Here is a 25968-nt window from a genome sequence, read left to right on the forward strand (position 1 = left end):
TGCCAAATGGCACAAGACATCTTGGCGGGGTGCGGGTTAAGGACCGTGCCTGGTCGAGAATGCCCAGGTCAGATGGGTGATCGTCGCTCCCGGCCACAGGCGCTCAGGGTAAAGATTCAGTCAATGATCCGCAGGCGCGCTGAGGACCGTTCAGCACGATCAGGCGGACGCCTTCGACGGTGCGTCGAACCACCTGGCGACGGCACTCGCGACGCCCTTTCCCGGCCCCCGCCACCCCGTCCCCACCCACCCGATTCCCGCCACCCGGTTCCCGTATCTACGAGTCCCGCCCCCGGGGCTCGCCAGTCCGGCCCCAGCGCCCGGACCGCCCGCCCGGCTCAACGTTCCGGGTCCTGCCGGTGGCGCGGAGGACCTGCCGGTCGTATCGGTCGTAGGGGGGAGTCCGTCCTCAGCCTTCCCTGGGTCAGCCTCCTACGTGCGCCTCCTACGCGCATGCTCCGGCGTGCTTCGGCCAATCGGTTTCCCAGTCGATGTCCCTCACCGATCCAATTGCGTTGCTCGACCTGTCTGTCCGGAAGCGCTCGACGTCCTCGCGGCCTTCTGAGGATTGCTTTTCCGCTGAGCCGCGGTGGCGACAGGGCACGGTGCCTAAACGCGTCTGATGAGTTTGACATCCGAGTTGTGTTGATATCGCCAGACTGATCCGTAGCTCCAACTATCGCATTCGCCTGGTTGCTGTCAGTGATGGGAGGTGAAATAATGCACACAGGAATTCGAATTGACTTGGGGGTGCGATGGACCTGTTCGATGATGCTGGGTCTGACCACCTCCGTCGTTCGATTGGCGAGGAGTCCGACTGGTGGGAACGGCTGACGGCCGGCTCGCCGCTGTGGTCTTCCGAGGGTTCGGCCGCCCGTGAAAATGTCCCGATCGTCGGCCCCAGGCCGCGAGAGCGCGCGAGCCGTAGCGACCGCCAGGCGAAGGAGGCCGCTTTCGGTGGCGCTCCGGGTAGCGCTTGTGGCGATGTATTCGGTGACGCTCCCGACAGTGCGTCTGGTGGTGCTCCTGGTGGCGCCTCTGGCGCTGGCCTTGGTGAAGAGGGCCGGAATCGGCACACAGGCCGTGATCGGGATGCCGACAGCCCGTCCGGTGGTGCATCTTCTGGTGCTTCCGATGCTGCTTCTGGGGCTGCCTCTGGGGCTGCCTCTGGTGGTGCTTCCGAGGCGGGGTCGTCGTCGTGGGTGGCGGTGGCGGCGGTTGCTGAGGCGGCGCGGGCGGTGGCGCTGGTACCGGTGCCGGAGGACTCGGGCGTGTGCCTGGCTGAGGCCGAGGAGTTGCTTGCGGCTCGCGACCGGATTACCAGCGCGTTGGCTGCCCGGGTGGGCCGGGTGCATCGGGCCGGGGAGGCGAGGATCCATGGGCATGCGTCCACCAAGTTGTGGCTGCGTTCCGCCGGAGGGATGACCCCTGCGGGAGCCGGCCGGTTGGTGACGATGAGCATGGAGCTGGTCCGCCTGCAGGACGTGCGCCGCCTGTTCGCCGAGGGTGGCCTGGCCGAGGGGATCGTGGAGGCGATCTGCACGGCCACCTCCGGGCTGACCGACGACCAGGCGAAGACGGCTGAGGGGATCCTGCTGGAGCTGGCTAAATCGGTGGGCGCGGCAGAGGTGGCCAAGGCCGGGCGATATCTGCGGGCGGTGCTGGACCCCGACGGCCACGAGAAGGACGAACAAGCCGACTTCGACCGCCGGTTCTTCCGGGTGCGTCGGCGCAGGAACGGCGGTGTGGAGGGGGAGTTCTACCTGCCGGTGGAGGCCGCCGCGCGGTTGCAGCACCTGTTCGACGCCTACGCCAAGCCCAGGGCCGAGGGCGATGACCGCACGCTGAGCATGCGGAACGCCGATGCGTTGATCGCGTTCCTGGAAAACAAGATCGCCACCGAGCTTCTGGTACTGGTCAACGCCGAATCCCTCCCCGACGACCCCCCAGACACCGACGACACCGACGCCAAAACCGGTCGCGCAGCAACCGGTGGCTCGCCCATCGGCGACCCGGCTTCCGCTCCGCCGCTTTTGGATCCGACCGGTGGCGACGAGCACGGCGACCTGCGCGCGTGCGATGACGTCCAGCAGAGCCACGCCGACGACCCCGGCGCACACGACCAGGAGAGCGAGCGGGGACACCGCAGCAATCGAGCGTGGCGGCCACAGCAGGCACGTCAGCAGCAGGCGCATGCCCCTGATCCCCCGGCCGAGCATGGCGCTCCGCCGGGTGAGGAACACGGCGGTCCGTCGTGGGCGAGCGGCGGCGCCTGGCCGGGAGGTACGACCTGGCCGGGAGGTGACGGCTGGCTGGGGGGTGGCCGGGCGGGGGTTGGAGGCAGTGTGCCGCCGGGGGTGTGGTTGCGGGGGTTGCCGGGGCTGATTCTGGCGACCGGGCATCTGCTGCCCGTTGTCAGCGTGCACCGGCTGGCGCGCACCAGCACTCTGGTGAGGATCGTCATGGATGCCGCGGGGCAGGTGCTGGACATGGGCCGTAAGGTCCGCTTGGCCACCCCGGCGCAGCGGCGGGCGGTCTTCGCCCGGTATGCCGCCTGCTGGGTGGACGGCTGCCCGCTGCCCGCCACTCTGTGCCAGATCGACCACGCCGAGGACTGGTGCAGCGGCGGGCTGACCGATCTCAAGCTGCTGGGACCGGCGTGCCAGTTCCACAACCGCGACCGCTACCGCCACCCGAGCCGGTACACCTGCCGCAAGGTGGGCGACGACCGTTGGGCCTTCACTTACCAGAACCCCCGCACCACCCGGCGGCGCACGTAGAGGCGGGCGGCGGACATGTGCCGGGGCTCCGAACACGGTCGGAGCATGCACGGAGCGCGGTTGAAGTGCGGACCGGGTACGGAGGCAATGGTGGACAACCGAGAGTGCACGACCGTCGGTGACGGCGATCCGGGTCGCCGTCACCCGCTCGTCGGGATGTTACGCGGACGGCTGGAGGACCGTGACCACGTGGGTGGTGTTCGCCGGTGCGACGATCGAATTCCCGACCAGCCTGACGGTGTACGTGTGTTCGCCGGCCGTGGTCGGCGTATCGGCGAAGCCGAACGAACCGTCGACGGCGGGGGCCACCTTTGCCAGGGCCTTCGAGGTGACGGTGCCATCCGGGCTGACGACTCTGCGTGTGACGGTGATCGTCGTTCGGGGGAAGGAGACGCCGTCGGCGCCGAAGGTTCCGCTGAATTCAAGTCGCTCGCCTACGACCCCTGTCGCCGGTCCGGTCACGGTGAGCGTCGGCTGATACGGGGTCACCGTGACGGTCGCCGAGGCGCTGCGACCCCCGAACCACGAGTTGCCCGGCCAGTACACGAGGTAGTTGAACGTCCCGGTGGACGGGGGAGTGTCGGTGAATTGATAGGTCCCGTCCGCCGCCGTGGTGATCTCTTGGAAGGGCCGGGAGGTGCCGTCGGGGAGCCAGCGGTACAGTTCGAGCGTTTGTACGCCGGGCAGCGATCCGTTGCTCAGCGTGAGCCGTCCGCCGAGGGTGAACTGCTTGAGCGCGGTCGCCTCAGGGGGAGCTGTCAGGGTCAGTGTGGAGGAGTGGAAGGGCGAAGGCGGCAGCCGCCAGAGGTGCATCCGCCCGGTCTCCGGCTCCTTCAGCACTCCCCAGGTGAGTGTGCCGTAGAAGGCGATGCTGCCTGCCACCAACGCCTTGCCCTGGTAGTCGGCCTCGTAGATCACCTCCGCCGTGGCCGGGTCGTACACCACGAGCTCCGCCGTGTCGCCCTGAGAGGAGTTCCAGCCGCCGACGACGTAGTCGCCGTCCGGACTGGCCGCGACAGCGGCGGGGAGACCGTGCTCGCTCAATGCGCTGCTGTCGTAGGCGCGGGCCCGGGCCAGGGTTGTCGTGTCCCAGGCGTCGAACTGGCGGGTATCGGCCAGGGCCGACAGCGCCGCCGACCCGTCCGCGGTGAGAGCGAGGTCCCGCAGGGGCGGCAGCCCGTTCGCGTCTCCGCGGATCTCGCCGCGCGGAGTCGCCGGGGTGGTGCTGACGTCGTACACCCTGACTACGGCGGGGCTGACTCCCGGCTCCCCGGCCACCAGCGTGTTCCCGGTGACGGCGACCAGCGGAGGCTGGGTCGTAGCCGGCCCGACCCGGACGGGCGTGGGTGTCGTCTCCGACAGAACGAGACCGACGACGCCTCCCTCTCCCGCCTCGCCGCACCCGTATCCGATCCACAGCCGGGTATGGGACTGTGCCAGATTCGACGGGCACGGGTACGAGGTGAGGTCGATACGCCTGGTGATGGTGACCGTGGCGGTGTCGATCTCGATCACCTCATGCGAGTCGCGGAGCGCCGCGTACACCCTCCTGCCGCCGTCTGGCGCGGTCAGGGCGACGGCCCCGGACAGGCCGCTCTGATCGTGTCGATGACTTGACCGTCGAGGGACGCGACCACGATCCGATCGTCGGCGGCGACGAAGACCTTGCTGCCGCGCGCCACCACGTCTCCGCCCCTCCCGACGGCGACACCGAGGTCGGTGACGATCCCGGCGGCCGCGGCGGCGGGCGCCTGAGCGACGAGCAGGCCCATCATCAGGAGCAGGGGACCGGCAAGGGCGACTAATCGGCGAGACAGCGGACCACGGTCAGAGGTTGATGGACGCACACGCACTCCAGTCCGGATGAGAAGGGGAGAAGCGAGCATCCTGATGTAACCAGGGGATCCGTTCCCACTTATGATCTCTGTTCATCGAACGTATGTTCGCATGGCGGGTCACTGTCGTCCAGGGCACATTCGTGATGCGCAGGAGGGCCGGTCCTTCGCCCACGCGGGTGTGGGGGGCGTCTCTGTGGGGAGCGCCGAGTAAGTTGCTGTGATCGGGCACGGGTACGGGCGCGGGCTTGGGTGTGGAGGTTGGCGATGGAGCGGTTCGTCGGGAAGTTCGCCGTGGTCACCGGTGCGGCGCGGGGGATCGGTGCGGCGACGGCCCGCCGGCTCGCGGCGGAGGGTGCGGTGGTGGCGTGCGTGGACCTCACCGCGGATCGCTGCGCCACGATCGTGGACGAGATCACGGTCACCGGAGGCAGGGCGGTCGCCTTCGGCGGCGACGTCTCCGACAGTGCCCAGGTGGAGACTCTCGTGTCGGGGGTGGTGGCCGAGTTCGGGCGTATCGATGTGCTGGTGAACAATGCCGGGCTGACGCGGGACAACCTGGTCTTCCGGATGTCGGAGGACGACTGGGACAAGGTGCTCGACGTGAATCTGAAGGGCGCGTTCCTGATGAGCCGGGCGGTGCAGAAGCACATGGTGGACCAGAGGTCGGGGACCATCGTCAACCTGTCGAGCCGGTCGGCGCTGGGCAACCGCGGGCAGGCCAACTATTCGGCGGCCAAGGCGGGGATCCAGGGGCTGACCGCGACTTTGGCGATCGAGCTCGGCCAGTTCGGGGTCCGCGTCAACGCGGTCGCGCCCGGATATGTGGCGACGCCGATGACGGAGGCGACGGCGGTGCGCCTCGGCATGTCGCCCGAGGAGCACCAGGCCGTCGCCTCGCAGTTCGTGCCGTTGCGGCGGGTCGCCCAGCCGACCGAGATCGCGTCGGTGGTGGCGTTCTTCGCCTCCGACGACGCGTCGTACGTCACGGGACAGACCCTCTACGTCAACGGCGGCTCGCAGTAGCGGGTGGTCAGCAGTCGACCAGGTCGGGGCTCTGGTTCAGGATTTGCGCGCGGGGGGTGACGAACTCCCCGTAGGCCTCGGTCGCGGCCGGGTCGAAGACCGCGACCCGGTGGCAGTTCTGGAAGGCGAGCCGTACGCCGAAGTGCCTTTCGAGGGCACCGCGCATCGCGTCGCTGGCCAGGCAGCGCAGCAGTTGGCCGCGGGAGGCCTCGTCGGGCGGCGGCACCTGGTTGTCGGCGAAGTCGGCCCCCGATCGGTCGCGCCGTTCGATCAGCGCGGTGATCGTCGTCCAGGCGTACGGCAGCGAGTCGCGGACGCAGGCGACGAAGGCCGCGTCGTCCACCTCACCGGTACGGGCCTGGGCGAGCAGGTTGTCGGGCACGGACAGCGACATGGCTGTTCTCCTCTCTGTGTCTTTCGGCAAATCAGGGGGTGGTGACGGCGGGGCCGTACACGAATTCGGGGTCGATCTGCGCGACCAGGTCGTCGCCGGTGGCGCGGTTCGCCCATGCGCGGGCGTTGCGGGTGTGGAACTCGGCCGCCTGCCTGCCGAACTTCGCCCAGTCCTTGGGCTGCGTGTCGAGCCGGTCGAGCATGGTGGCGAGGGCCTGGTGGGCAGTGGGCTCCAGGTCGCCGAGGGTGAACGGCCGGCCCTGCTCCATCGCGCGGACGGCGGGGGAGTGGCCGAACCAGGTCAGCAGGTCGTCGCCCACGTGCTCGCGGAGGAAGTCGGCGTCGTCCGGAGAGTGGATCTTGTTGCCGACGACGGCCAGCGGGACGTCGAATCCGGCGGCGTGGTCGCGGTACTGCCGGTAGACGCCGACGCCCTGCCGGGTGGGCTCGGCGACGAGGAAGGTGAGGTCGAACCGGGTGAAGAGCCCGGAGGCGAAGGAGTCGGCTCCGGCGGTCATGTCCACCACGACGTACTCGCCGGGACCGTCGACCAGATGGTTGAGGTAGAGCTCGACCGCTCCGACCTTGGAGTGGTAGCAGGCGACCCCGAGGTCGTCCTCGCCGAACGGGCCGGTGACCATGAGCGAGACACCGTCGATGTGGCTGGACGGGAAGAACGGGTCGTCCAGCTGGACCAGCCGGGAGCCGCGGCCGGGGGGAGTCGTCTTGACCATGGACGCCGTGTCGCGGATGCGGGGGTTGTCGCCCCGCAGGTAGTCCTTGATCTCGGTCAACATCCCGCCCAGCGGCCGAGGTTGCCCGGTCGCGCCGAGGGCCAGGCCGAGATGCTGGTTGATGTCCGCGTCGATCGCGACGACCGGTCCCCGCCGTGTCGCGTACCTCGCGAACAGCGACGACAGGGTCGTCTTTCCGCTTCCGCCCTTGCCGACGAACGCCACCCGCATGGCGAGCCCCCCAGCTGTATGACCATCGGAAAATGAAAACCGTTGTCACTTTCGGTCGTGGCTCATCATGGCACATCCGCGAGGGCGGGGAGAGGGTTTCAGCTCGTGGCGGGCGGCTGGAAGAGCGAGAACACCTTGACCAGGGTGGGCCGCAGGGCGTCCCAGTCGGAGGCCCGGGCGGTCCAGGTCAGCACGCTGGTCGTCGTTCCCGTCGAGATCACCCGCCGGTACTGGTGATATCCGACCCCCTTGACCAGGTGGTCCCCTTCCGACGCCTTCCGCGGCTTCCAGGTGAACTCCCAGTCGGCGGAGGGTCCGTACGGGCTGGTCACGGGCTTGAGCCGGAGCTTGCGATAGCTCTTGGCGGTCGGCAGGAAGATGGCCTCGGCCTCGCCGAGCGCCGCGAGGGGATCGGTGCCGCTCTGCGCGGTCACCTCGACGACGAGTGCCGCCGCGTCGTCGGGGGCGCGCCAGGCGATGGTGTACGGCTGGTCCTCGCGGGTCCAGTCGCGGGGCACACCGGCCCGCCAGCCGGCGTCCGACCGGTACCACTTCAACTTCAGCCGCGGCGCGGGAGCGGCCGAGCCGGTGACGGGCACGGCGGCCGGCCCCGAGGGAGAAACAGCGGGAGACACAGGAGCAGACGCAGGGGCAGACGGGGACGCCATGGGCGTTGCGACCGGGGAGGCGGCCCGGCTTTCGGCGCCGGGGCGCAGCACCGCCCAGCCGCCTACGGCGCAGGCGACCACTACGGCCGCCGCGACGCCCGCGACCAGCCGGGTGCGGCCGAGGCTCCGCCGTACGGGGGGAGCGGGAGCGGGTGGTTCGGCCTCGGCGAGGAGCCGGTCGGCGGTCTCCGCGTCGATCCGCCGCCTCGGGTCCCGGGCGAGGAGCCCGGTCAGTACGGCGCGAAGCTCCTCGGGGACCTCTCCGAGCGGCTGCGACGGCGGCCGGCAGGTGACCGCCAGATGAAGGGTGGCGCCCAGCGACCACAGGTCGGCGGCGATGGTGCGGGGGTCGTCCGCGGAACGTTCCGGAGCGAGGAAGTCCTCCGGGTCCCGCCGGACAGGAACAGCTGTGGGGGAAGCAGCTGTGGAGGAAGCAGCGGGGGGAACGGCGGCGGGGTCGCGGCGGGTGGGGGCGAAGGCCGGGTCGGCGGCGAGCACGGAGACGCCGAAGTCGGCGAGCAGCACCCGGCCGTCGTGCCCGACGAGGACGTTGGCCGGCCGGACGTCGCCGTGCCGTACGCCGGCGGCGTGGGCGTGGGCCAGCGCGGACAGGACCTTCCGGGCGATCGGCGCGGCCTGCGCGGGCGTGAGCGGGCCGTCGCCCGCGACCATCCCGTCCAGGGAGCGGGAACGGACCAGCTCCATCACGATGTACGGAGTGCCGTCCTCCTCGGCCACGTCGTGGACGGCGGCGATGTGCGGGTGACGCAGGGCCTCCGCCTGCCGGGCCTCCCGGGCGATCCTGTGGACGAGCCGCAGCCGCGCGGTCTCGCCCAGGCCGGGGGGCAGCAGCACCTCCCGGACCGCCACGGGCCGGTCGAGCAGGGTGTCGTGCCCTTCCCAGACGACCCCGGTGCGGCCACGGCCGAGAGCGCGGACCAACCGGTATCGCTTGACGATGAGCCGCCCAGCAGCACCCATCTCGCCCGCCCTCTACGCCTGGCACGTTTCGCCGTGAAATCACCTTGAATGCGGAGTCTTGCACAACCAACCGGGCGAATAGCGGTGATTAGAGGGGCGGAAGTGAACCGGCCGCGATGTGGGCGAGGGTGACCTCCGTGAGCGTCGCCTGCTCGTGGTCGCGTAGTGCCGTCCAGACCTCGGCGAGCGGCCCGGCGACGCCGTGGAAATCCTCGTTGTCCTGCGGCGCTCCCTCGACGATGAGCACGACGTCGGCGAGGGTGATCTCCGTGGCGGGCCGGGCGAGCCAGTAACCGCCCTCCGGGCCCCGCTGGCTGTGGATGAGACCGGCCCGCCGCATCTGCAACAGGATGTTGTCGAGGAAACGCCGGGGAATGCCCTGGGCCGACGCTATCCGCTCGGCCGGGACGGGCCCCGGCGCCGCCGCGGCCAGTTCGGCGGCGGCGCGCAGGGCGTATTGGGTCCTGACGGAGAGCCGCATCTCTCACACGGCACTGAGAACCAGGGACCGGGCCCCGGGGGAGGGCCTGAGGTGCACCGTGTCGCCGGGCTCCAGCGCGAGCCGGTCGGCCTGCTCACGTGTCACCTGGACCCATGCCTCCTCCGTGCCGATCTTCACCTCCACGCGGACCTCGAAGCCGAGCCGTACGACGCGGGAGACCACGGCGGGGGAGCCGCCCTCGACCGGGCCGGAGCTGATCTCGATGTCGTGCGGCCGGACCAGGCTGCCCCCGATCTCGGTGACCGGGCCGAGGAAGCGCATCACGAACGGGTTGGCGGGGTTGTCGTACACCTCGCCCGGGCTGCCGGCCTGCACGACCTCTCCGTTGGCCAGGACCACGATCGTGTCGGCGACCTCGATGGCCTCCTCCTGGTCGTGGGTGACGAAGACGGTGGTGACGTGCACCTCGTCGTGCAGCCGGCGCAGCCAGGCCCGCAACTCCTTGCGCACCTGCGCGTCGAGCGCGCCGAACGGCTCGTCGAGCAGCAGCACCTCCGGTTCCACCGCGAGCGCCCGGGCCAGGGCCATGCGCTGGCGCTGGCCGCCGGAGAGCTGCGACGGGTAACGGTCGGCCAGCTTCTCCAGGTGGACCAGCTCCAGCAGTTCCATGACCCGCTTGCGGATCTCGTCCTTGGGCCGCTTGCGGATCTCCAGGCCGAAGGCCACGTTGCGGAAGACCGACAGGTGCTTGAAGGCGGCGTAGTGCTGGAACACGAAGCCGACGTTGCGGCGCTGGGGCGACAGGCGGGTGGCGTCGACGCCGGAGATCCGGACGGTGCCGGTGTCGGGCCGTTCGAGCCCGGCGATCACCCGCAGCAGCGTCGACTTGCCCCCGCCGCTCGGGCCGAGCAGGGCGGTGAGCGACCCCGACTCGACGTCCACGGACACGTCGCGCAGGACCGGCGTGGCCCCGAACGACTTGTTGACGTCGCGTACCTCAATTGCCATCGGACAGATCCTTCGGGCGCAGGAGCTTGGTGAGCAGCAGGGTGACCACGGCGATCAGCGCGAGGGCCGTGGCGGCCGCGAACGCGGCCGGCTGGTCGAAGTTCTGGAACCGCTCCTCGACGAACAGCGTGAGCGTCTGGGTCTGGTCCACGAGCCGTCCCGACACCACCGCGACCGCGCCGTACTCGCCGAGCGAGCGGGCCAGGCAGAGCACGACGCCGTAGCCGAGCGCCCAGCGGATGCCGGGCAGCGTGATGCGGGCGAACGTCTGGAGACGGTTCGCGCCCAGGGTGTGCGCGGCCTGCTCCTGCTCGTCGCCGAGCTCCTCCAGCACCGGCACGATGGCCCGTACGACCAGGGGCAGCGCGACGAACACCGTGGCCAGCACCATGCCGGGAGTGGAGAAGATCACCTGGACTCCCCAGCTCTCCAGCAGGCCGCCCACGGGGGAGAAACGGCCGTACACGAGGATGAGCGCGAGCCCGACGACGACCGGCGAGACGGCCATCGGCAGGTCGATGAACGCCCCGAGCAGCCGTTTGCCGGGGAACTCGTGCCGGACGAGCAGCAGTGCGGCGCCGACCCCGAAGACCGTGTTGGCCACGACCGCCCAGGCGGCGACCGTGATCGTCACCTTGAAGGCGTGTACGGCAGACGGCGAGGTCAGCGCCTCGACGAACGGGCCGAGCCCGTCTCCGAAGGTCCGCCAGATGATCAGCCCGACCGGCAGGACCAGCAGGAACAGGATGTAGGCGACGGCGGTCAGGCGCAGGACGTGCTTAGCCACGGCGGCTCCCCCATCGCTGCAGGACGTCGAGTGCGATCAGCGCGACCAGGGCCACCACGAGCAGGACCGTCGCGATCGCGGCCGCTCCCGTCATGTTGTCGCCCTCGATCTGGCTGAAGAGGTTCACCGCCGCGACCTGCGTCTTGAACGGCAGGTTGCCGGAGATCAGCACGGTCGAGCCGAACTCCGCGATCGCCCGGGTGAAGGCGAGCGCGGTGCCCGACAGCATCGCGGGAAGCAGGTTCGGCAGGATGATCCGGCGGAAGGTCTGGAACGGCCGGGCGCCGAGGGACGCCGCGGCCTGTTCCATCTCCGCGTCCAGTTCCAGCAGGACCGGCTGCACCGTACGGACGACGAACGGCAGCGTGACGAACATCAGCGCCAGCACGACGCCGGCCCTGCTGTAGGCCAGGTTGATCCCGAGCGGGGACTGCGGGCCGTACAACGCGAGCAGGACGAGACCGGCCACGATCGTCGGCAGCGCGAACGGCAGGTCGATGATCGTGTCGAGGACCGCCCTGCCCGGGAAGCGGTCGCGGACCAGCACCCAGGCGATCAGCGTGCCCATGACCAGGTTGACCAGGGCCACCAGGGCGGACGCGCCGATCGTCAGGGTGAGCGCCGACCAGGCGTCGGGGGTGGTGACCGAGCGCCAGAAGTATCCGGGGCCCTCGTCTGCCGACCGCCAGACCACGGCGGCCAGCGGGATCAGCACGATCAGGCTCAGGTAGAGCACCGCGGTCCCGAGGCCGGCGGCGGTGCCGCCGGCCAGGCGCCGGGACGGCCGCACTCCCACTGCGGCGTCCACGCTCATTTGACGACTCTCACTTCTCGGTGGCCACGCCGAGCTTGCGCTCGATGTCCGCGACCTTGCCGGTCTTGGAGTCGAAGAACTCGGTGGTGATCTTGTCCCAGCCGCCGAGGTCCTGGATGGTGAACAGCTGCGGCGGGGCGGGCCAGTCGAAGCCGGTCACCCCGTCGGCGACCGGGCGGTAGCCGTTCTTCGCGAAGATCGTCTGCGCCTCGACCGAGTAGAGGTACTTGAGGAAGGCCGCGGCCTCCGCCGGGTGCGCGCTGTTCTTCGTCACGGCCACCGGGTTCTCGATGAGAAGCGTGGCGTCCGGAACCGTGTAGTCGAGCTCCTGGCCGTTCTGCCGGGCGAAGATCGCCTCGTTCTCGTACGTGAGGATCGCGTCGCCCTTGCCGCCGGTGAAGGTCTGCAGCGACTTGCGGCCGCTGTCGTCCTGGACCGGCACGTTCTTGAGCAGCGAGTCGAGATAGGTGAGCCCGGCGGCCTGGTCGGCGCCCTTGTCCGACTTCGCGCCGTAGCCCGCGAGCAGGTTCCAGCGGGCGCCGCCGGAGGTGAAGGGGTTCGGGGTGATGACCTCGACTCCCGGCTTGATCAGGTCGTCCCAGGTCTTGATGCCCTTCGGGTTGCCCTTGCGGGTGCCGATGACGACGACGGACCTGGTCAGAATCCCCTTGCTGGGCCCGGCGCCCGGGCCGGAGTTCCAGTCCGGCGCGACGATGCCGGCCTTCACGAGTCGGGTGATGTCGGTCTCCAGGGAGAACTCGACGATGTCCGCCTTGAGGCCGTTGGCCACCGCGCGGCTCTGGTCGCCGGACGCGCCGAACGACTGGGTGAAGGTGATGTTCTTGCCCTCGGGCGTCTTCTGGAACGCCGCGATGATGTCCTTGAACGCCGCCTGGGGGGTGGAGTAGGCGACCAGCGCCAACTGGACCTTGCCGCCGCCCCCGCTGTCGCCCCCGCCGGCGCTGTCGCCTCCCCCGCAGGCGGTGACCAGGGTGGACGTCGCCACGACGGCGGCTGCGATGGCCCCGAGCCTGCGCACTCTCATGCCTTGCCCTCTATTCCTACCATGTCAGTCGGTTTAGTCGATATTAAAGACCGTTCCAGAGATTCCGTCAACTCCGATGGGTTTGCTGGGTTTGGGGCTGGAGTGGCGCACGGAGTGACATCTCAGTGACAGGATGGATTCCAGTGATTGCTGTGAAATTTCCGGACAAAGACTGTCGAGAGGTGCTAGGAACGTTCGGCGGGGGCGGGAGACGACCCCCGCTCAGCTCACCTGTGAAGTTCACCTAGGAAGTACGGAAGGACCCTCATGCACGACCCGGCCGAGGGCGAGGAGGCCCACGAGCAGACCGGCCCGCTGGTACGGCCGTACATCGCGGGCGAGGCCCGGAACGACGCCGAGGGAGACCGGTTCTGGTCGGAGGAGCACGACGAGGCGGCCCTCGCCGCGACCCCGGGACAGCAGATTCAGGGGCAGGCACAGGACCGGACACAGGGCGAACAGGCCGATCACGGCGACGTGCTGGCGGAGGACTGGCGTCCTGATACCGAAAAGCCCGCGACCGTCGTCCTGGAGTCCTCCGGCGACAGCGAGCCCCGGGGCTTCCTGGGGTCGGGCTGGCGCAGCGCTCCCGATCCCGAGGACGACGAGGTGGACGCCTACGGAGACGAGGAGGACTCGCGGCGCGGCGGCATGCTGCTGCGGGCCGGCCTGATCGGTGTCGGCCTCGTCGCCGCGATCTGGGCCCTGGCCCTGTGGGTGGGCAGCCCCGCCGAACCGGCGTGCGGTCCGGGCAGTGCGAGTGGCGCGAGCGGCTGCGCGGCCGGCGCCCCGGCGACGTCCCTGACGCCGACTCCGGAGGCTGTGCCCAGCGACGACTCCGGTGACGACGCCGCGCTCGCCGATCCCGGGACGGGCGACGACGACCCCTCGCCCGCCGCGCCGACCCCTGGGACAACCACCCGGGCGCCATCCCGTGACACGTCGGCCCGTACGCAGGACACCGGGCCGCGGGCCGGCGCGTCTCCGCGTCCGACCCGGTCGCGCGGCCCGGTGCGGTCACAGCCTCCGGTGACGGTGGACGAGCCGTCCGAGGCGCCGACGACCGTCGCACCGACGAACGAGCCGACGTCCGAGCCCACCACGGCTCCCGCGCCCGCCCCCACCCAGGAGGCGCCGCGGCGCGGCGGAGGCATACTGGACCTGCTCTTCTAGATCAGGAGCCGCCAGATCAGGAAGCAGTGCAGCTCAGGAGGCCGTGCAGCTGTCCTGGGTCGCGTCGAAGCCCTCCACGTCGTCGAGCGTCTTGGGGGGCTTCATCCCCTGCCAGTCGGCGCCGATCCCCAGCACGAGGGCCTGGGTGGTGGCCGTGCGGACCAGGTGGGACCGCGTCTTCCTGAGCTCGCGGTACAGCCGCGACGCCCGGCCCTCGCCGTTGGCGGAGTAGGCCACGGTGGTCTTCGCGTACGGCCTGGGCGCCTGCTCGACCTTCACGATGTGGTAGCCGCGCTGCTCCAGCTCGGCGGCCACCTCGGTGCCGAGGCCCTGCCTGCCGCTGCCGTTGCGCACCAGGATGTGGATCTGCGACTTGGGGATCTTCTGCTCACCGCTTCGCACGTTCTTGGCGATCTGGTCGGCGGCGACCATGGTGAACAGGCGCTTGGCCTGGGGCTGCACCCACTCGACGCGCCCGGGGTTGGTGACCGAGTAGCGCCAGGGGGTGGTGACGAAGCGGATCTGCCCGGCAGTCAGCCCCTTCGCGCTCATCGCGAGGTCCTTCATCACGCCGATCGTGAGGTCGGGGTCGGTGGTGATCGCCTTGGTCACCGCGTCGAGGAACCCGAACAGCGTCGCGGGGTCGGTCAGCGTCTCGCCGCTCATCGCCTTCTTCGCCATCGAGGCCAGGAACATCTGCTGCCGCTGGATCCGGCCGATGTCGGAGCCGTCGCCGAGCGAGTAGCGGGCGCGGACGTACCCGAGCGCCTGCTCGCCCTTGAGCACCTGCCTGCCGGCGGGCAGGGTGAGCAGAGCCTTCTTGTCGTTGACGGCCTGCGGCAGGCAGACCGGCACGCCGTCCAGCGCGTTCACCATCGCCTTGAAGCCGGTGAAGTCGACCTTCACGAAGTGGTCGATGTGGATCTGGGTCAGTCGTTCGATCGTCCTCCAGGTGCAGCCGATGCCGCCGGAGTTGAACGACTCGTTGATCATCCCGACGTGTGGCCGCTGGCCCGGCAACCGGTCGCCCTTGGCGGAACACGCCGGTAACTGGACGAGCGAGTCGCGGGGGAAGCTGATCAGGACCGCGCCGTCCCGGTTCGGCGAGATGTGCGCCAGGATGATCGTGTCCGTGCGCTCGCCCGGGAACTTGCCGTATTTGGCGTTCGCGCCGTCACGCTGGTCGGAGCCGACGATCAGCACGTTGAGCGCTTTGCTGATCTTCTGGGGCCGCGCGTCGCCGAGGTCCTGCTTCGTCACCGCCTCGTGCCGGACGTTGCCGGTCAGCTTGACGTACTGACCGGCGGTGACCGTGACGGCGCCCGTCAGCACGCCCAGCATGCCCGACAGGCCCACCCACAGCCAGGCCCGCCACTTCGGCGGTGTCCGGGGAGGTGGCGCCGGGAGGTCCTCCGCCGGAGGGGCGGGACGCACGTCGACGTGACCCACTGTCGTGCTCCTGAGGGTCGGACCAGGGCTTCCCGCCTGGTCGAGAGCCGGCTACGGCAAACGGGGTCAAGTGTAGCGATCTTCCCTGAACGTCACCTTCCAAACGCGTGAACCGTCAGGCGGGAGAGACGGTCAGGCGGGAGAGGCGGTCAGGAGAGACGGTCAGGCGGGCGGGGCCGTGCTGCCGCGGGTGGTGAGGCGCGGAGGCACGTCCTCCAGCGGCCTGGTGTCCGCGCCGTCGATCAGCGACAGCAGCCGCTGCGCCGCGTGCCCGCCGTACGCCGGGATGTCGCGGGCGACCACGGTCAGCGGCGGCCGGACGACCTGGCAGAGCGGGGAGTCGTCCCAGGCGACGATGGACAGGTCGGCCGGCACGTCGAGCCGCATCTCCTGGGCGACGGACAGACCGGCCACGGCCATGATGTCGTTGTCGTACACGACCGCGGTGGGGCGGTCGGGCGAGCTGAGCAGCCGGCGGGTCGCCCGGGCTCCCTCCTCGCCGGTGTAGTCGGTGTGCACCGTGGGGCAGACGTCCAGGCCGAGGCCGGCGCAGACGTCGGTGAACGCGCGGTCGCGGATGACCGTGTGGACGAGCCGTGGCAGTCCGGCGACGCGGGCGATGCGCCGGTGCCCGAGCGCGGCGAGATACTCCACCGTCTCCCGTACGGCCGCGCCGTCGTCGGCCCAGACCGGCAGGAGCGATCCGGCGGCCGAGGGGTGCCCGATCACGACGACGGGCATGCCCATCTCCTCGATCTCCGGCACCCGGGGGTCGTCGAGGTGGAGGTCGACGAGGATCGCGCCGTCCACCCGGCCCTCTCCCCACCAGCGGCGGTAGACGCCCATCTCCGCCTCGTGGTCGCCGACCACCTGGAGGAGCAACGCGTACGAGCGGGCCGACAGTTCGGCCTCGATGCCGCTGATCAGCTCCATGAAGAACGGCTCGACGCCGAGGAAGCGGGCGGGCCGGCACAGGGCGAGGCCCACGGCGTGCGCGCGGGCGCCGTTGAGCGCGCGGGCGGCGATGTTCGGGCGCCAGCCGATCTCGTCGGCGATGGCCAGGATGCGCGCCCTGGTGGCCTCCGACACCCCCGGCTGGCCGTTCAGGGCGTACGAGACCGCCCCCTTGGAGACCCCCGCCTGGCGTGCGATGTCCGCGATGGTCGGTCTTCTCACGTGTCCCCTCGGGCTGAACCGGTCCAGTGGCTGTCAGCTTACTACCGTTACTTTGCCTCCATCTTCTTCCTATTGACACCACCGACATTCGGATTTTACGGTTTCGGCACTTATCCGGTTCAGCAGTAGCGAGCCGAGCAACATCGGGGCCTGGAGTGCAGACCCCGCGCGGCGTCGCGTGGGGAAAGAGGAGACACCATGCGAAACCGAGCGCGGTTTCTTGTACCGGTGCTGGTGACCGGCTTGTTAAGCGCGGCCTGCTCGGGCGGCGGCACGCCGGCCCCGGGCGGCGCGGCGGGAGGGGCCGCGGGAGGAGCGGCGGCCCCGGCGGCGGCCGGCAGCGGCGGAGCCTTCCCCCGCAACGAGACCCTCTACACCAGCGGCACCCAGTGGGGACCCCCGGCGAACTGGAACCCCCTGCGCGAGTGGGACTTCTCCACCGGCACCAAGGGCCTGGTCTACGAGACGCTGTTCATGTACGACCCGAACACCGACAAGTTCTCGCCCTGGCTGGCCGAGAGCGGCGACTGGACCGGCGACCTGGAGTACACGCTCAAGCTGCGCAAGGGTGTCACCTGGTCGGACGGCAAGCCCTTCACCGCCGACGACGTCATCTTCACCTTCGAACTCGGCAAGTTCGAGACCGTCCCCTACCACCCGCTGTGGTCCTGGATGAAGTCCGCCGCCAAGGTCGACGACTACACGGTGAAGTTCACCTTCACCACGGCCAACCACCAGGAGTGGGCCAACCACCTCTACAGCCGGGCCATCGTCCCCAAGCACCTGTGGGAGAGCAGGTCGGAGGACGAGGTGATGAACGGGATCAACGAGAAGCCGGTCGGCACCGGCCCGTACGCGTACCAGTCGCACGACCAGGACCGCATGGTCTGGGTCAAGCGCGACGGATGGTGGGCGACCAAGGCCCTGAACAAGGACGTCAAGCCGAAGTACATCGTCGACATCGTCAACTCCAGCAACGAGGTCGCGATGGGCCTGCTGCTGCAGAAGGGCCTCGACCTCAGCGTCAACTTCCTGCCGGGCATCGCGAACCTGGTCAAGGGCAACTTCGGCATCAAGACCTTCTACGACCAGCCGCCGTACATGCTGTCGGCGAACACGGCGTGGCTGTGGTTCAACACCACCAAGAAGCCGATGGACGACAAGGAGTTCCGCAGGGCGGTCGCCTACTCGATCGACACCAAGAAGATCGTCGAGGGCGTCTACGGCAACCTGGTCAAGGCCTCCGACCCGACCGGCCTGCTGCCGCAGTGGGACAAGTACATCGACAAGAACGTCACCTCCCAGGCGGGCTTCTCCTACGACCCCGACAAGGCCAAGCAGTTGCTCGCCGACGCCGGCTACAAGGACCGCAACGGCGACGGGCTGGTCGAGGCGCCGAACGGCGCCAAGGTCTCGCTGAAACTCATCGTGCCCGCCGGATGGACCGACTGGATGGAGGCCGCCCGGGTCATCAGCTCCAGCGCCAAGGCGGCCGGCATCGACATCGAGGCCGACTTCCCCGACTACAACGCGCTCGTCGACATTCGCAACACCGGCAAGTTCGACATGGTCATCAACAACGACAAGCAGCTCGCGAACACCCCCTGGCTGTACTACGACTACCTGTTCCGTCTGCCGGTGCAGAAGCTGCAGACCACGACGAACTACGGCCGGTACGAGAACAAGCGGGCGTGGGACCTCACCCAGCAGCTCGACCAGGTCAAGCCCGAGGACCTGGAGGGCATGAAGAAGATCACCTCGGAGCTGCAGAAGATCCAGCTGGACGACATGCCCGTCATCCCCCTCTGGTACAACGGCCTGTGGTCCCAGACCACCAACTCGGTCTGGAAGAACTGGCCGTCGAGTGCGCAGGGCACGCCGAAGTATCCGCCGACGGTGTGGCGCAACTGGCTGGAGATGGGCGGCACGCTCATGCTCACCGAACTCCAGCCGGCCTCCGGGGGCTGATCTTTTCGCGCCCCCTTCCCCGCGGGGAGGGGGGCGCCGTTCCGCGACCGGGAGGTCGACGTGCGCCGCTACTTCGGCAGAAAGCTTCTCGTCTACGGCCTGACGTTCTTCGTGGCCGTGACCGTCAACTGGATGATCCCCCGGTTCATGCCGGGCGACCCCGTGCAGAGCATGCTCTCGCGGGCCAACGTCGCGCAGCCGGCGGCCGTCGAGGCCATGCGCGTCCACTACACCGCGATGTTCGGCTTCGACCTGCCGCTGTGGCGGCAGTACCTCAACTTCTGGGGCTCGCTGCTGCGGGGCGACCTCGGCATCAGCATCTGGCTGTTCCCGACGCCGGTAACCGATGTGATCGTCCGGGCCGTGCCGTACACGCTGGGCCTGCTGATCCCGTCCATCCTGCTGAGCTGGGTCGCCGGCAACCGGTTCGGCGCGTTCGCGGCGCGGCGCAAGTGGCTGGACAACACCGTGCTCCCGCTCGGCTACGTCCTGACCGCGACGCCGTACATGTGGCTCGCGATCCTGCTGGCCTGGGCGCTGGGCATCATCGCGGGGATCTTCCCGGTCGCCGGGGCCTACGGCTTCGACCTCCAGCCGTCCTGGTCGTGGGAGTTCGTCGGCAGCCTCGCCCAGCACTGGTTCCTCCCGTTCGCCTCGCTGTTCCTGGTCGCGTTCGGCGGCTGGGCGATCGGCATGCGCAACATGATCATCTATGAGCTGGAGGCGGACTACGTCAACTACCTGCGGGCGCTCGGCGCGCCGACGCGGCTGGTGCGGCGCTACGCCTTCAGGAACGCGATCCTGCCCCAGGTGACCGGTCTCGCCCTGCAACTCGGCGTGCTCGTGGCCGGCGCGCTGGTGACGGAGATCGTCTTCAGCTATCCCGGGCTCGGGCACCTGATCCTCCAGGCGATCCAGAACCAGGACTTCTTCCTGCTGCAGGGGACCTTCCTGTTCATCGTGATCGGCGTGCTGATCGCCAACTTCGTCATCGACATCGCGTACGTCCTGGTCGATCCGCGCACCCGCACGGGGATGGGAGAAGCGGCGTGAGAAGCGAGGCGCTGCACTTCGCGCTGCGCAACCGCAAGCTGGTCGTCGGCACGGTCGTCATCACCGTCTTCCTCGTGGCCGGAGTGGTCGGGCCCATGACGATCGGCCACAAGCCGGCCGACTACGTCGGGCCGGCCATGGCGCCGCCGTCGGGGGAGTTCTGGTTCGGGACCACGACGTTCGGCCAGGACGTCTTCGCCCAGTTCCTGTACGGCCTGCGGTCGACGTTCCTGGTGGGCGTGCTCGGCGGCGTGCTGGCGTCGGTCGTCGGCATGGTCGTGGGTTTCGTCGCGGGCTACCGCGGCGGGTGGGTCGACGAGCTGCTCACCATGGTCACCAACATCGTGCTCGTGCTGCCCGCGCTGGTGGTGCTGCTGATCGTCAACGCATACCTCGGGGTGCGCAGCGTCGGCGTGCAGGCGCTGTTCATCGGGCTGACCTCCTGGCCGTGGGCGGCGCGGGCGATCAGGGCGCAGACGTTCTCGCTGCGCTCGCGCGACTTCGTGGACCTGGCCCGGCTGAGCGGGGTGCGCACACCGAAGATCATCCTCCGGGAGATCGCGCCGAACATGAGCTCGTACCTGTTCCTGACGTTCATCCTGCTGTTCGGCAGCGCGATCCTGATCGCGGCCTCGCTCGACTTCATCGGGCTCGGCCCGACCGACTCGGTCTCCCTCGGGCTGATGCTCAACAACGCGGCCCGGTGGAGCGCCCTCCAGCTCGGCATGTGGTGGTGGTTCGTCCCGCCGGGGGCCGGCATCACGGCGATCGTCGGCGCGCTCTACGTCATGAACGTCGGGCTGGACGAGGTGTTCAACCCGAAGCTGAGGGAGATGTGACGTGGCGCTGAAGGTCACCGACCTCCGGGTCTACTACCGGACGCTGCGCGGCGAGGTGAAGGCGCTCGACGGCGTCACGTTCTCCGTCGCGGACGGCGAGATCATGGGCCTCGCCGGGGAGTCGGGCTCGGGCAAGTCCACGCTCGCCAAGAGCCTGATCCGGCTGGACGGGCGCATGCGCCACGCCGGCGGCACGGTCGAGCTGGACGGCAGGGAGCTGCCGATCGCCGACGACCGGGCGATGGACGAGTTCCGCTTCCGCGAGGTGTCGCTCATCCCGCAGTACTCGATGAGCGCGCTCAACCCGACCAGGAAGATCGGGAAGATGGTCGGCGAGCTGCTGGCCGCGCGGGGCGTGCCCGACGGCACCGCCGAGCTGGAGCGCCGCCTGGAGCTGGTCGGCCTGTCGAAGGACGTGCTCGGACGCTACCCGATCGAGCTGTCCGGCGGCATGAAGCAGCGGGTGGTCATGGTGGTCTCCACGCTGCTGGACCCCTCGCTGCTGATCGCCGACGAGGTCACCTCGGCGCTCGACGTGTCGAGCCAGAAGGCCGTGGCCACGACGCTGCTCGGGTTCCGCGACCACGGGCTGGTGACCAGCATGATGGTCGTCACCCACGACATCTCGCTCGTGTACCAGATCGCCGACACGATCCTCGTGATGTACGCCGGGCGGCTGGCCGAGAAGGCCCCGGCCGAGGTGCTCGTCACCGCGCCGAGGCATCCGTACACCAGGCAGCTCGTGGCGGCGCTGCCGGAGGTGGGGGTGCGCTACGAGGACCGGCGGCTGACCGGGATCCCCGGCAACCCGCCGTCCCTGCTGGACCCGCCCGGTGGATGCCGGTTCCGGGACCGCTGCCCGCTGGCGTTCGAGCAGTGCGCCGAGCAGCCGCCGTTCGCGGAGGTGGCCCCCGGCCACCTCGTCGCCTGCTGGAAGGCCGAGTGAATGCTGAAACTCGATGGCGTCTCCAAGGTCTACCGCGTCGGCGCGTTCGGCGGACGCGCGCTGACGGCCGTCTCCGGCGTCGGCTTCGAGGTCGGGGAGGGGGAGGTGGTCTCCCTCATCGGCGAGAGCGGCAGCGGCAAGAGCACGATCGGCCGGATGGTCCTGCGCCTCACCCGGGTCAGCGGCGGCACGATCACCCTGGACGGCAAGGACATCTCCTCGATCAGGGACCGCAAGGAGTACTACCGGCAGGTGCAGGGCGTCTTCCAGGACCCCTTCAGCTGCTTCAACCCGGTCTTCCGGGCCGACCGGGTCTTCGCCATGATCAAGGAGCAGTACTTCCCCGGGGCGGGCGCCCGCGAGTGGCGTAAGCGCGTGGAGGACGCGCTGGAGAGCGTGCGGCTCGACCCCGGCAACGTCCTCGGCAAGTATCCCCACCAGCTCAGCGGCGGCCAGCTCCAGCGCATGCTGATCGCCCGGGCCGTGCTGCTCGACATCCGGCTGCTGGTCGCCGACGAGATCATCAGCATGCTCGACGCGTCCACCCGGATCGACGTGCTCAACCTGCTCGCCGACCTGCGGGCGCGCGGCCTCGGCATCCTGTTCGTCACGCACGACCTGTCGCTCGGCAACTACGTCAGCGACCGGACCGTGGTGCTGCGGGACGGGAAGATCGCCGAGATGGGCCCGACCCCTCTCGTCTTCGGCGACCCGAGGCATCCGTACACGCGCTCGCTGCTGGCCGCGGTCCCGCGCCTGCACACCAAGTGGACGGACCTCCCAGCAGATGGCACGGCGGCGGATGCGGCGGAGGACCTGCCGTGCGCGTATCACGAGGCGGCGCAGGAGAGCCGGACCCGTCCCGGGCTGGCCGAGGTGGCGGACGGGCACTTCGTGGCCTGCTCCGGCGGGGGTAAGGCTGCGGGAGCCGCGCTCGCGAAGAAGACGCTCGCGAAGAACACCAAGGAGACAGCGTGAGCTCGTACCGTCCCCTGCACGACGGGTGGACCGTCACCGCCGTGTCGTCGACCGGGCAGCTCCGGCCGGTGGTCGCGGGGCTGCCCGCGTCCGTTCCCGGCTGCGTGCACACCGACCTCCTCGCCGCCGGGCTGATCGAGGATCCGTACCTGGACGACAACGAGGAGGGGCTCACCTGGATCGGCCGTACGGCGTGGGCCTACGAGACCACCTTCACCTGGGAGCCAGGAGGGGAGTCAGGGGGAGACGGCGCCGGCGACGACCGGGCCGACCTGGTCTGCGCCGGGCTCGACACGGTCGCCACGCTCGTGCTCAACGGCGTCGAGATCGGCCGGACGGCCAACATGCACCGGTCGTACCGCTTCCCGGTGCGGCACCTGCTGCAGGCGGGCGACAACACGCTGCGGATCCTGTTCGACCCGCCGTACGGGTACGCGGAGGCGCAGAAGGCGGCCCTCGGCGACCGGCCCGGCGCGTACGACGAGCCGTACCAGTTCATCCGGAAGATGGCCTGCAACTTCGGCTGGGACTGGGGGCCGACGCTCGTCACCGCCGGGATCTGGCGGCCCATCGGCATCGAGACCTGGAGCGCCGCCCGCCTGGCCGAGGTGCGTCCCCTGGTGTCCGGGGACGGGACCGTCGAGGTGCACGTGACGGTCGAGCGTGCCGCCGAGCGGCCGCTCACGCTAACGGCCGCGGCGGGAGGGGCCAGCGAGACCGTGACCGTCGCGGCCGGGGCGCGCCGGGCCGTCGTCACGCTGACCGTGCCGGACCCCGACCTGTGGTGGCCGCGCGGGTACGGCGAGCAGCCGTTGTACGACCTCACCGTCCGCCTCGAAGACGGCGAACGGGACGGTGGACGGGAGCAGGAGTGGAGCGGCAGGATCGGGTTCCGCTCGGTCGAGCTGGACCGGACCGGCGACGCCTTCACGATCGTGGTCAACGGCCGGCCGGTCTTCATGAAGGGCTTCAACTGGATCCCCGACGACTGCTTCCCCAGCCGGATGACCCGTGAGCGCCTGGCCGAGCGGTTCGCCCAGGCGGCCGGAGCGGGCGCCAACTGCCTGCGGGTGTGGGGCGGCGGGATGTACGAGAGCGACGACTTCTACGACCTCGCCGACGAGATGGGCCTGCTGGTCTGGCAGGACTTCCCGTTCGCCTGCGCGGCCTACCCCGAGGAGGGCCCGTTCGCGGCGGAGGTCGAGGCCGAGGCCCGCGAGAACGTCGCCCGTCTGACCCGCCATCCGAGCCTCGTGCTGTGGTGCGGCAACAACGAGAACATCGAGGGCCACGCCGACTGGGGCTGGCAGGAGAAGCTGGAGGGCCGCGGCTGGGGTGGCGGTTTCTACTACGACCTGCTGCCACGGATCGTCGCGGAGCTCGACCCGGCCCGGCCGTACTGGCCGGGCAGCCCCTACTCCGGCTCGCCCGACCTGCCGCCGAACGACCCGTCCCGGGGCACCGTCCACATCTGGACCGTCTGGAACTCCCACGACTACCGCCACTACGCGACCTACACGCCGAGGTTCGTGGCGGAGTTCGGCTTCCAGGGCCCGCCGACGTACGCCACGCTGCGCGCCGCGGTCTCCGACGACCCGCTGACGCCGTCGTCCCCGGGGGTCGTCCACCACCAGAAGGCCGTGGACGGCGACCTCAAGCTGCTGCGCGGCCTCGGCGATCACCTGCCCCGGCCGGACGGCTTCGACGACTGGCACTACTTCACCCAGCTCAACCAGGCCAGGGCGATGGCGTTCGGGATCGAGCGGTTCCGGGCGCTCGCGCCGTACTGCATGGGCACGATCGTCTGGCAGCTCAACGACTGCTGGCCGGTCACCTCCTGGGCCGCCGTGGACGGCGGCGGGCGGCGCAAGCCGTTGTGGCACGCGCTGCGCCGGGCCTTCGCCGCCCGGCTGCTCACCTTCCAGGGCGACGCGCTGGCGATGGTGAACGACACCGACGAGGCGTGGGCGGGCGAGCTCGCCGTCGAACGGCTCAGCCTGGCGGGCGAGATCCTGGCCAAGGAGCGCTTCGACGTGTCGGTCGCGGTGCGCGGCACGGCGTCCGCAGACCTGCCCGAGGCGGTGGCGCGGTCAGGGAACCCGGCGGGGGAGGTGCTGGTGGCGACCCTCGGCGACGCCCGCGCGCTGTGGTTCCCGCGCGAGGACCCGGCGATGGACTATCCCCCGGCCGAGATGGACACGGTGGTCGAGGAGATTGAGGACGGCCAGCGGGTGACCGTGACCGCGCGGACGCTGGTGCGCGAGCTCGCGATCTTCCCCGACCGGCTCGATCCCCGGGCGACGGTGGACGACCAGCTCGTCACGCTGCTGCCCGGCGAGACGGCGGTCTTCCACGTCAGCGGTGGCAGTCCCGACCCCGGCGCGCTGGTCCGACACCCGGTGCTCCGGTGTGTTAACGAATCCCGTTAGTCTCGGACCGCGCTCGCTCTTCCCCCGCCGCATGCGAGAGGACGCACGTGGACCTGCTCACCAACCCCGTCAAGGACTACCCCTGGGGTTCCCGGACGGCCATCGCCGCCCTCACCGGCCGGACCGCCTCCGGACCCGAGGCCGAGCTGTGGCTCGGCGCCCACCCCGCCGCTCCCTCCCTGCTGACCAGGGACGGAGTCGAGACGACGCTCACCGACGTGATCGCCGCCGACCCGGCCGGCACGCTCGGCGAGGCGGTCGCGGAGCGGTTCGGCGGGCGGCTGCCGTACCTGATGAAGCTGATCGCGGTGGAGCGGCCGCTGTCGCTGCAGGTGCATCCGGACGCCGAGCAGGCCGCCGCGGGTCACGCGCGGGGCGACGCGAACTACACCGACCCGTGGCACAAGCCCGAGCTGGTCTGCGCGCTCACGCCGTTCACCGGGCTGGCCGGGTTCCGGCCCGCCGAGCAGTCGGCGATGCTGGTCGACCGCCTGCGGGTGGAGCCGCTGCGGCCGGTGGTGCAGGCGCTGGGCGACGGCGACGTGCTCGGCGCGCTGCGGACGCTGCTGGAGTGGCCCGGATCCCGGCGGACGCTGGTCGAGTCGGTGGTGTGGGCGGCCTCGGCGGTCCACGCGCCCGACTACGCGCTGGTGACGCGGCTGGCCCGGCGCTATCCGGAGGACCCGGCCGTGCTGGCGCCGCTGCTGATGCGGCGTCACACGCTGGCCCCCGGGGAGGCGTTGTTCCTCGGGGCCGGGGTGCCGCACTGCTATCTCGACGGCTTCGCCGTGGAGATCATGGCGTGCTCCGACAACGTGCTGCGGGCGGGTCTCACCGGCAAGCACATCGACGTGGAGGAGCTGCTGCGGATCACCGACCCGGTGGCGCAGCCCGTGGTGGTGGAGCCGGACGACGGCTCGTATGTGCCGCCGGTGCCGGAGTTCCTGCTCCGCAGGATCGCGCCCGGCGCGGCCGGGGTGCTCGTCGAGGCGGCGCCCAGGATCGTGCTGTGCGTCGAAGGCGTCGTGAACGTGGGGACGAGTGGAGGTGCTGGGGGTTCCGAGGTCAAGCTGCGTCCCGGGGAGTCCGTCTTCGTCCCCGCCTCCGAGGGACGGGCGCACATCGGCGGGGACGGCGTGGCCTTCTGCGCCGAGCCGCACATGTCTCTCACTTAGCGTGATGTTTGTCCTACGCGCCGTGAAGTGATCGCATC

At 70.1% G+C, this 25968-nt stretch carries 22 protein-coding genes; 10 read left to right on the forward strand and 12 right to left on the reverse strand.

The annotated features are described in order from the left end of the window. The first annotated feature begins 1208 nt into the window (after window positions 1–1208). Complete coding sequence (locus Mam01_RS18275; RefSeq protein WP_204286503.1) at window positions 1209–2780, forward strand: HNH endonuclease signature motif containing protein; 1572 nt, start codon at window positions 1209–1211, stop codon at window positions 2778–2780. A 159-nt stretch (window positions 2781–2939) separates the two neighbouring features. Here Mam01_RS18275 and Mam01_RS18280 read toward each other — a convergent pair whose 3' ends face one another. Further along, window positions 2940–4325 carry a hypothetical protein gene (locus tag Mam01_RS18280; RefSeq protein ID WP_204286504.1) on the reverse strand — a complete coding sequence of 462 codons (1386 nt, stop codon included), beginning with the start codon at window positions 4323–4325 and terminating at the stop codon, window positions 2940–2942. A gap of 23 nt (window positions 4326–4348) precedes the next feature. Further along, window positions 4349–4555, reverse strand: coding sequence for a hypothetical protein (locus Mam01_RS18285; protein ID WP_204286505.1), 207 nt, complete (start codon window positions 4553–4555; stop codon window positions 4349–4351). A gap of 327 nt (window positions 4556–4882) precedes the next feature. Here Mam01_RS18285 and Mam01_RS18290 point away from each other — a divergent pair, with 327 nt between their 5' ends. Then, window positions 4883–5641, forward strand: coding sequence for a beta-ketoacyl-ACP reductase (locus tag Mam01_RS18290; protein ID WP_204286506.1), 759 nt, complete (start codon window positions 4883–4885; stop codon window positions 5639–5641). A gap of 7 nt (window positions 5642–5648) precedes the next feature. On the opposite strand, the gene Mam01_RS18295 is transcribed toward Mam01_RS18290, so the two are convergent. The 8 genes from Mam01_RS18295 to Mam01_RS18330 all read right to left on the reverse strand — a co-directional run bounded on the left by Mam01_RS18295 (window position 5649) and on the right by Mam01_RS18330 (window position 12744). Further along, window positions 5649–6035, reverse strand: coding sequence for an SCO5389 family protein (locus tag Mam01_RS18295; RefSeq protein ID WP_204286507.1), 387 nt, complete (start codon window positions 6033–6035; stop codon window positions 5649–5651). A 31-nt stretch (window positions 6036–6066) separates the two neighbouring features. After that, window positions 6067–6999 (reverse strand): ATP-binding protein, encoded by a 933-nt coding sequence (locus tag Mam01_RS18300; protein ID WP_204286508.1) that lies wholly within the window; start codon window positions 6997–6999, stop codon window positions 6067–6069. A gap of 98 nt (window positions 7000–7097) precedes the next feature. Next, window positions 7098–8648, reverse strand: a complete 1551-nt coding sequence (locus tag Mam01_RS18305; protein ID WP_204286509.1) for a serine/threonine-protein kinase — start codon at window positions 8646–8648, stop codon at window positions 7098–7100. 88 nt (window positions 8649–8736) lie between these two features. Then, window positions 8737–9129: an RrF2 family transcriptional regulator gene (locus Mam01_RS18310; protein WP_150933460.1), complete on the reverse strand. Its 393-nt coding sequence runs from the start codon at window positions 9127–9129 to the stop codon at window positions 8737–8739. A gap of 3 nt (window positions 9130–9132) precedes the next feature. Next, window positions 9133–10098 carry a sulfate/molybdate ABC transporter ATP-binding protein gene (locus Mam01_RS18315; protein WP_150933459.1) on the reverse strand — a complete coding sequence of 322 codons (966 nt, stop codon included), beginning with the start codon at window positions 10096–10098 and terminating at the stop codon, window positions 9133–9135. Continuing rightward, complete coding sequence (locus Mam01_RS18320; protein WP_204286510.1) at window positions 10088–10885, reverse strand: sulfate ABC transporter permease; 798 nt, start codon at window positions 10883–10885, stop codon at window positions 10088–10090. The genes Mam01_RS18315 and Mam01_RS18320 overlap by 11 nt, the downstream gene beginning before the upstream one ends. Beyond that, window positions 10878–11699, reverse strand: coding sequence for a sulfate ABC transporter permease subunit CysT (gene cysT, locus Mam01_RS18325; RefSeq protein ID WP_204286511.1), 822 nt, complete (start codon window positions 11697–11699; stop codon window positions 10878–10880). Before cysT ends, Mam01_RS18320 begins: the two co-directional genes overlap by 8 nt. Before the next feature lie 10 nt (window positions 11700–11709). Continuing rightward, complete coding sequence (locus Mam01_RS18330; protein WP_150933456.1) at window positions 11710–12744, reverse strand: sulfate ABC transporter substrate-binding protein; 1035 nt, start codon at window positions 12742–12744, stop codon at window positions 11710–11712. A 267-nt stretch (window positions 12745–13011) separates the two neighbouring features. Here Mam01_RS18330 and Mam01_RS18335 point away from each other — a divergent pair, with 267 nt between their 5' ends. Then, entirely contained in the window at window positions 13012–13917 is a 906-nt protein-coding gene (locus tag Mam01_RS18335) for a hypothetical protein (protein ID WP_204286512.1), read from the forward strand. A 33-nt stretch (window positions 13918–13950) separates the two neighbouring features. Here Mam01_RS18335 and Mam01_RS18340 read toward each other — a convergent pair whose 3' ends face one another. Continuing rightward, complete coding sequence (locus Mam01_RS18340) at window positions 13951–15366, reverse strand: LCP family protein (RefSeq protein ID WP_239101410.1); 1416 nt, start codon at window positions 15364–15366, stop codon at window positions 13951–13953. 162 nt (window positions 15367–15528) lie between these two features. Further along, on the reverse strand, window positions 15529–16542 hold the full coding sequence (locus tag Mam01_RS18345; RefSeq protein WP_150933454.1) for a LacI family DNA-binding transcriptional regulator: 1014 nt from the start codon (window positions 16540–16542) through the stop codon (window positions 15529–15531). Window positions 16543–16740: 198 nt separating this feature from the next. Between Mam01_RS18345 and Mam01_RS18350 the strand changes: the two genes are divergently transcribed. From Mam01_RS18350 to manA, 7 genes are read left to right on the forward strand one after another with little or no spacing between them, the layout of a single operon-like run. Continuing rightward, window positions 16741–18510, forward strand: a complete 1770-nt coding sequence (locus tag Mam01_RS18350; RefSeq protein ID WP_204286513.1) for an ABC transporter substrate-binding protein — start codon at window positions 16741–16743, stop codon at window positions 18508–18510. A gap of 60 nt (window positions 18511–18570) precedes the next feature. After that, window positions 18571–19563: an ABC transporter permease gene (locus Mam01_RS18355; protein WP_204286514.1), complete on the forward strand. Its 993-nt coding sequence runs from the start codon at window positions 18571–18573 to the stop codon at window positions 19561–19563. Continuing rightward, entirely contained in the window at window positions 19560–20402 is an 843-nt protein-coding gene (locus Mam01_RS18360) for an ABC transporter permease (protein WP_204286515.1), read from the forward strand. The genes Mam01_RS18355 and Mam01_RS18360 overlap by 4 nt, the downstream gene beginning before the upstream one ends. A 1-nt stretch (window position 20403) precedes the next feature. After that, the gene (locus Mam01_RS18365; protein WP_150933450.1) at window positions 20404–21348 is read left to right on the forward strand and encodes an ABC transporter ATP-binding protein; all 945 of its coding nucleotides are present in this window, start codon (window positions 20404–20406) and stop codon (window positions 21346–21348) included. After that, on the forward strand, window positions 21349–22326 hold the full coding sequence (locus Mam01_RS18370) for an ABC transporter ATP-binding protein (protein WP_204286516.1): 978 nt from the start codon (window positions 21349–21351) through the stop codon (window positions 22324–22326). Next, entirely contained in the window at window positions 22323–24755 is a 2433-nt protein-coding gene (locus Mam01_RS18375; protein WP_204286517.1) for a glycoside hydrolase family 2 protein, read from the forward strand. Before Mam01_RS18370 ends, Mam01_RS18375 begins: the two co-directional genes overlap by 4 nt. Before the next feature lie 47 nt (window positions 24756–24802). Further along, the gene (gene manA, locus Mam01_RS18380; RefSeq protein ID WP_204286518.1) at window positions 24803–25930 is read left to right on the forward strand and encodes a mannose-6-phosphate isomerase, class I; all 1128 of its coding nucleotides are present in this window, start codon (window positions 24803–24805) and stop codon (window positions 25928–25930) included. Window positions 25931–25968: the final 38 nt, after the last annotated feature.

It is taken from the genome of Microbispora amethystogenes, assembly GCF_016863015.1.
In the GTDB taxonomy this organism is placed as follows: domain Bacteria; phylum Actinomycetota; class Actinomycetes; order Streptosporangiales; family Streptosporangiaceae; genus Microbispora; species Microbispora amethystogenes.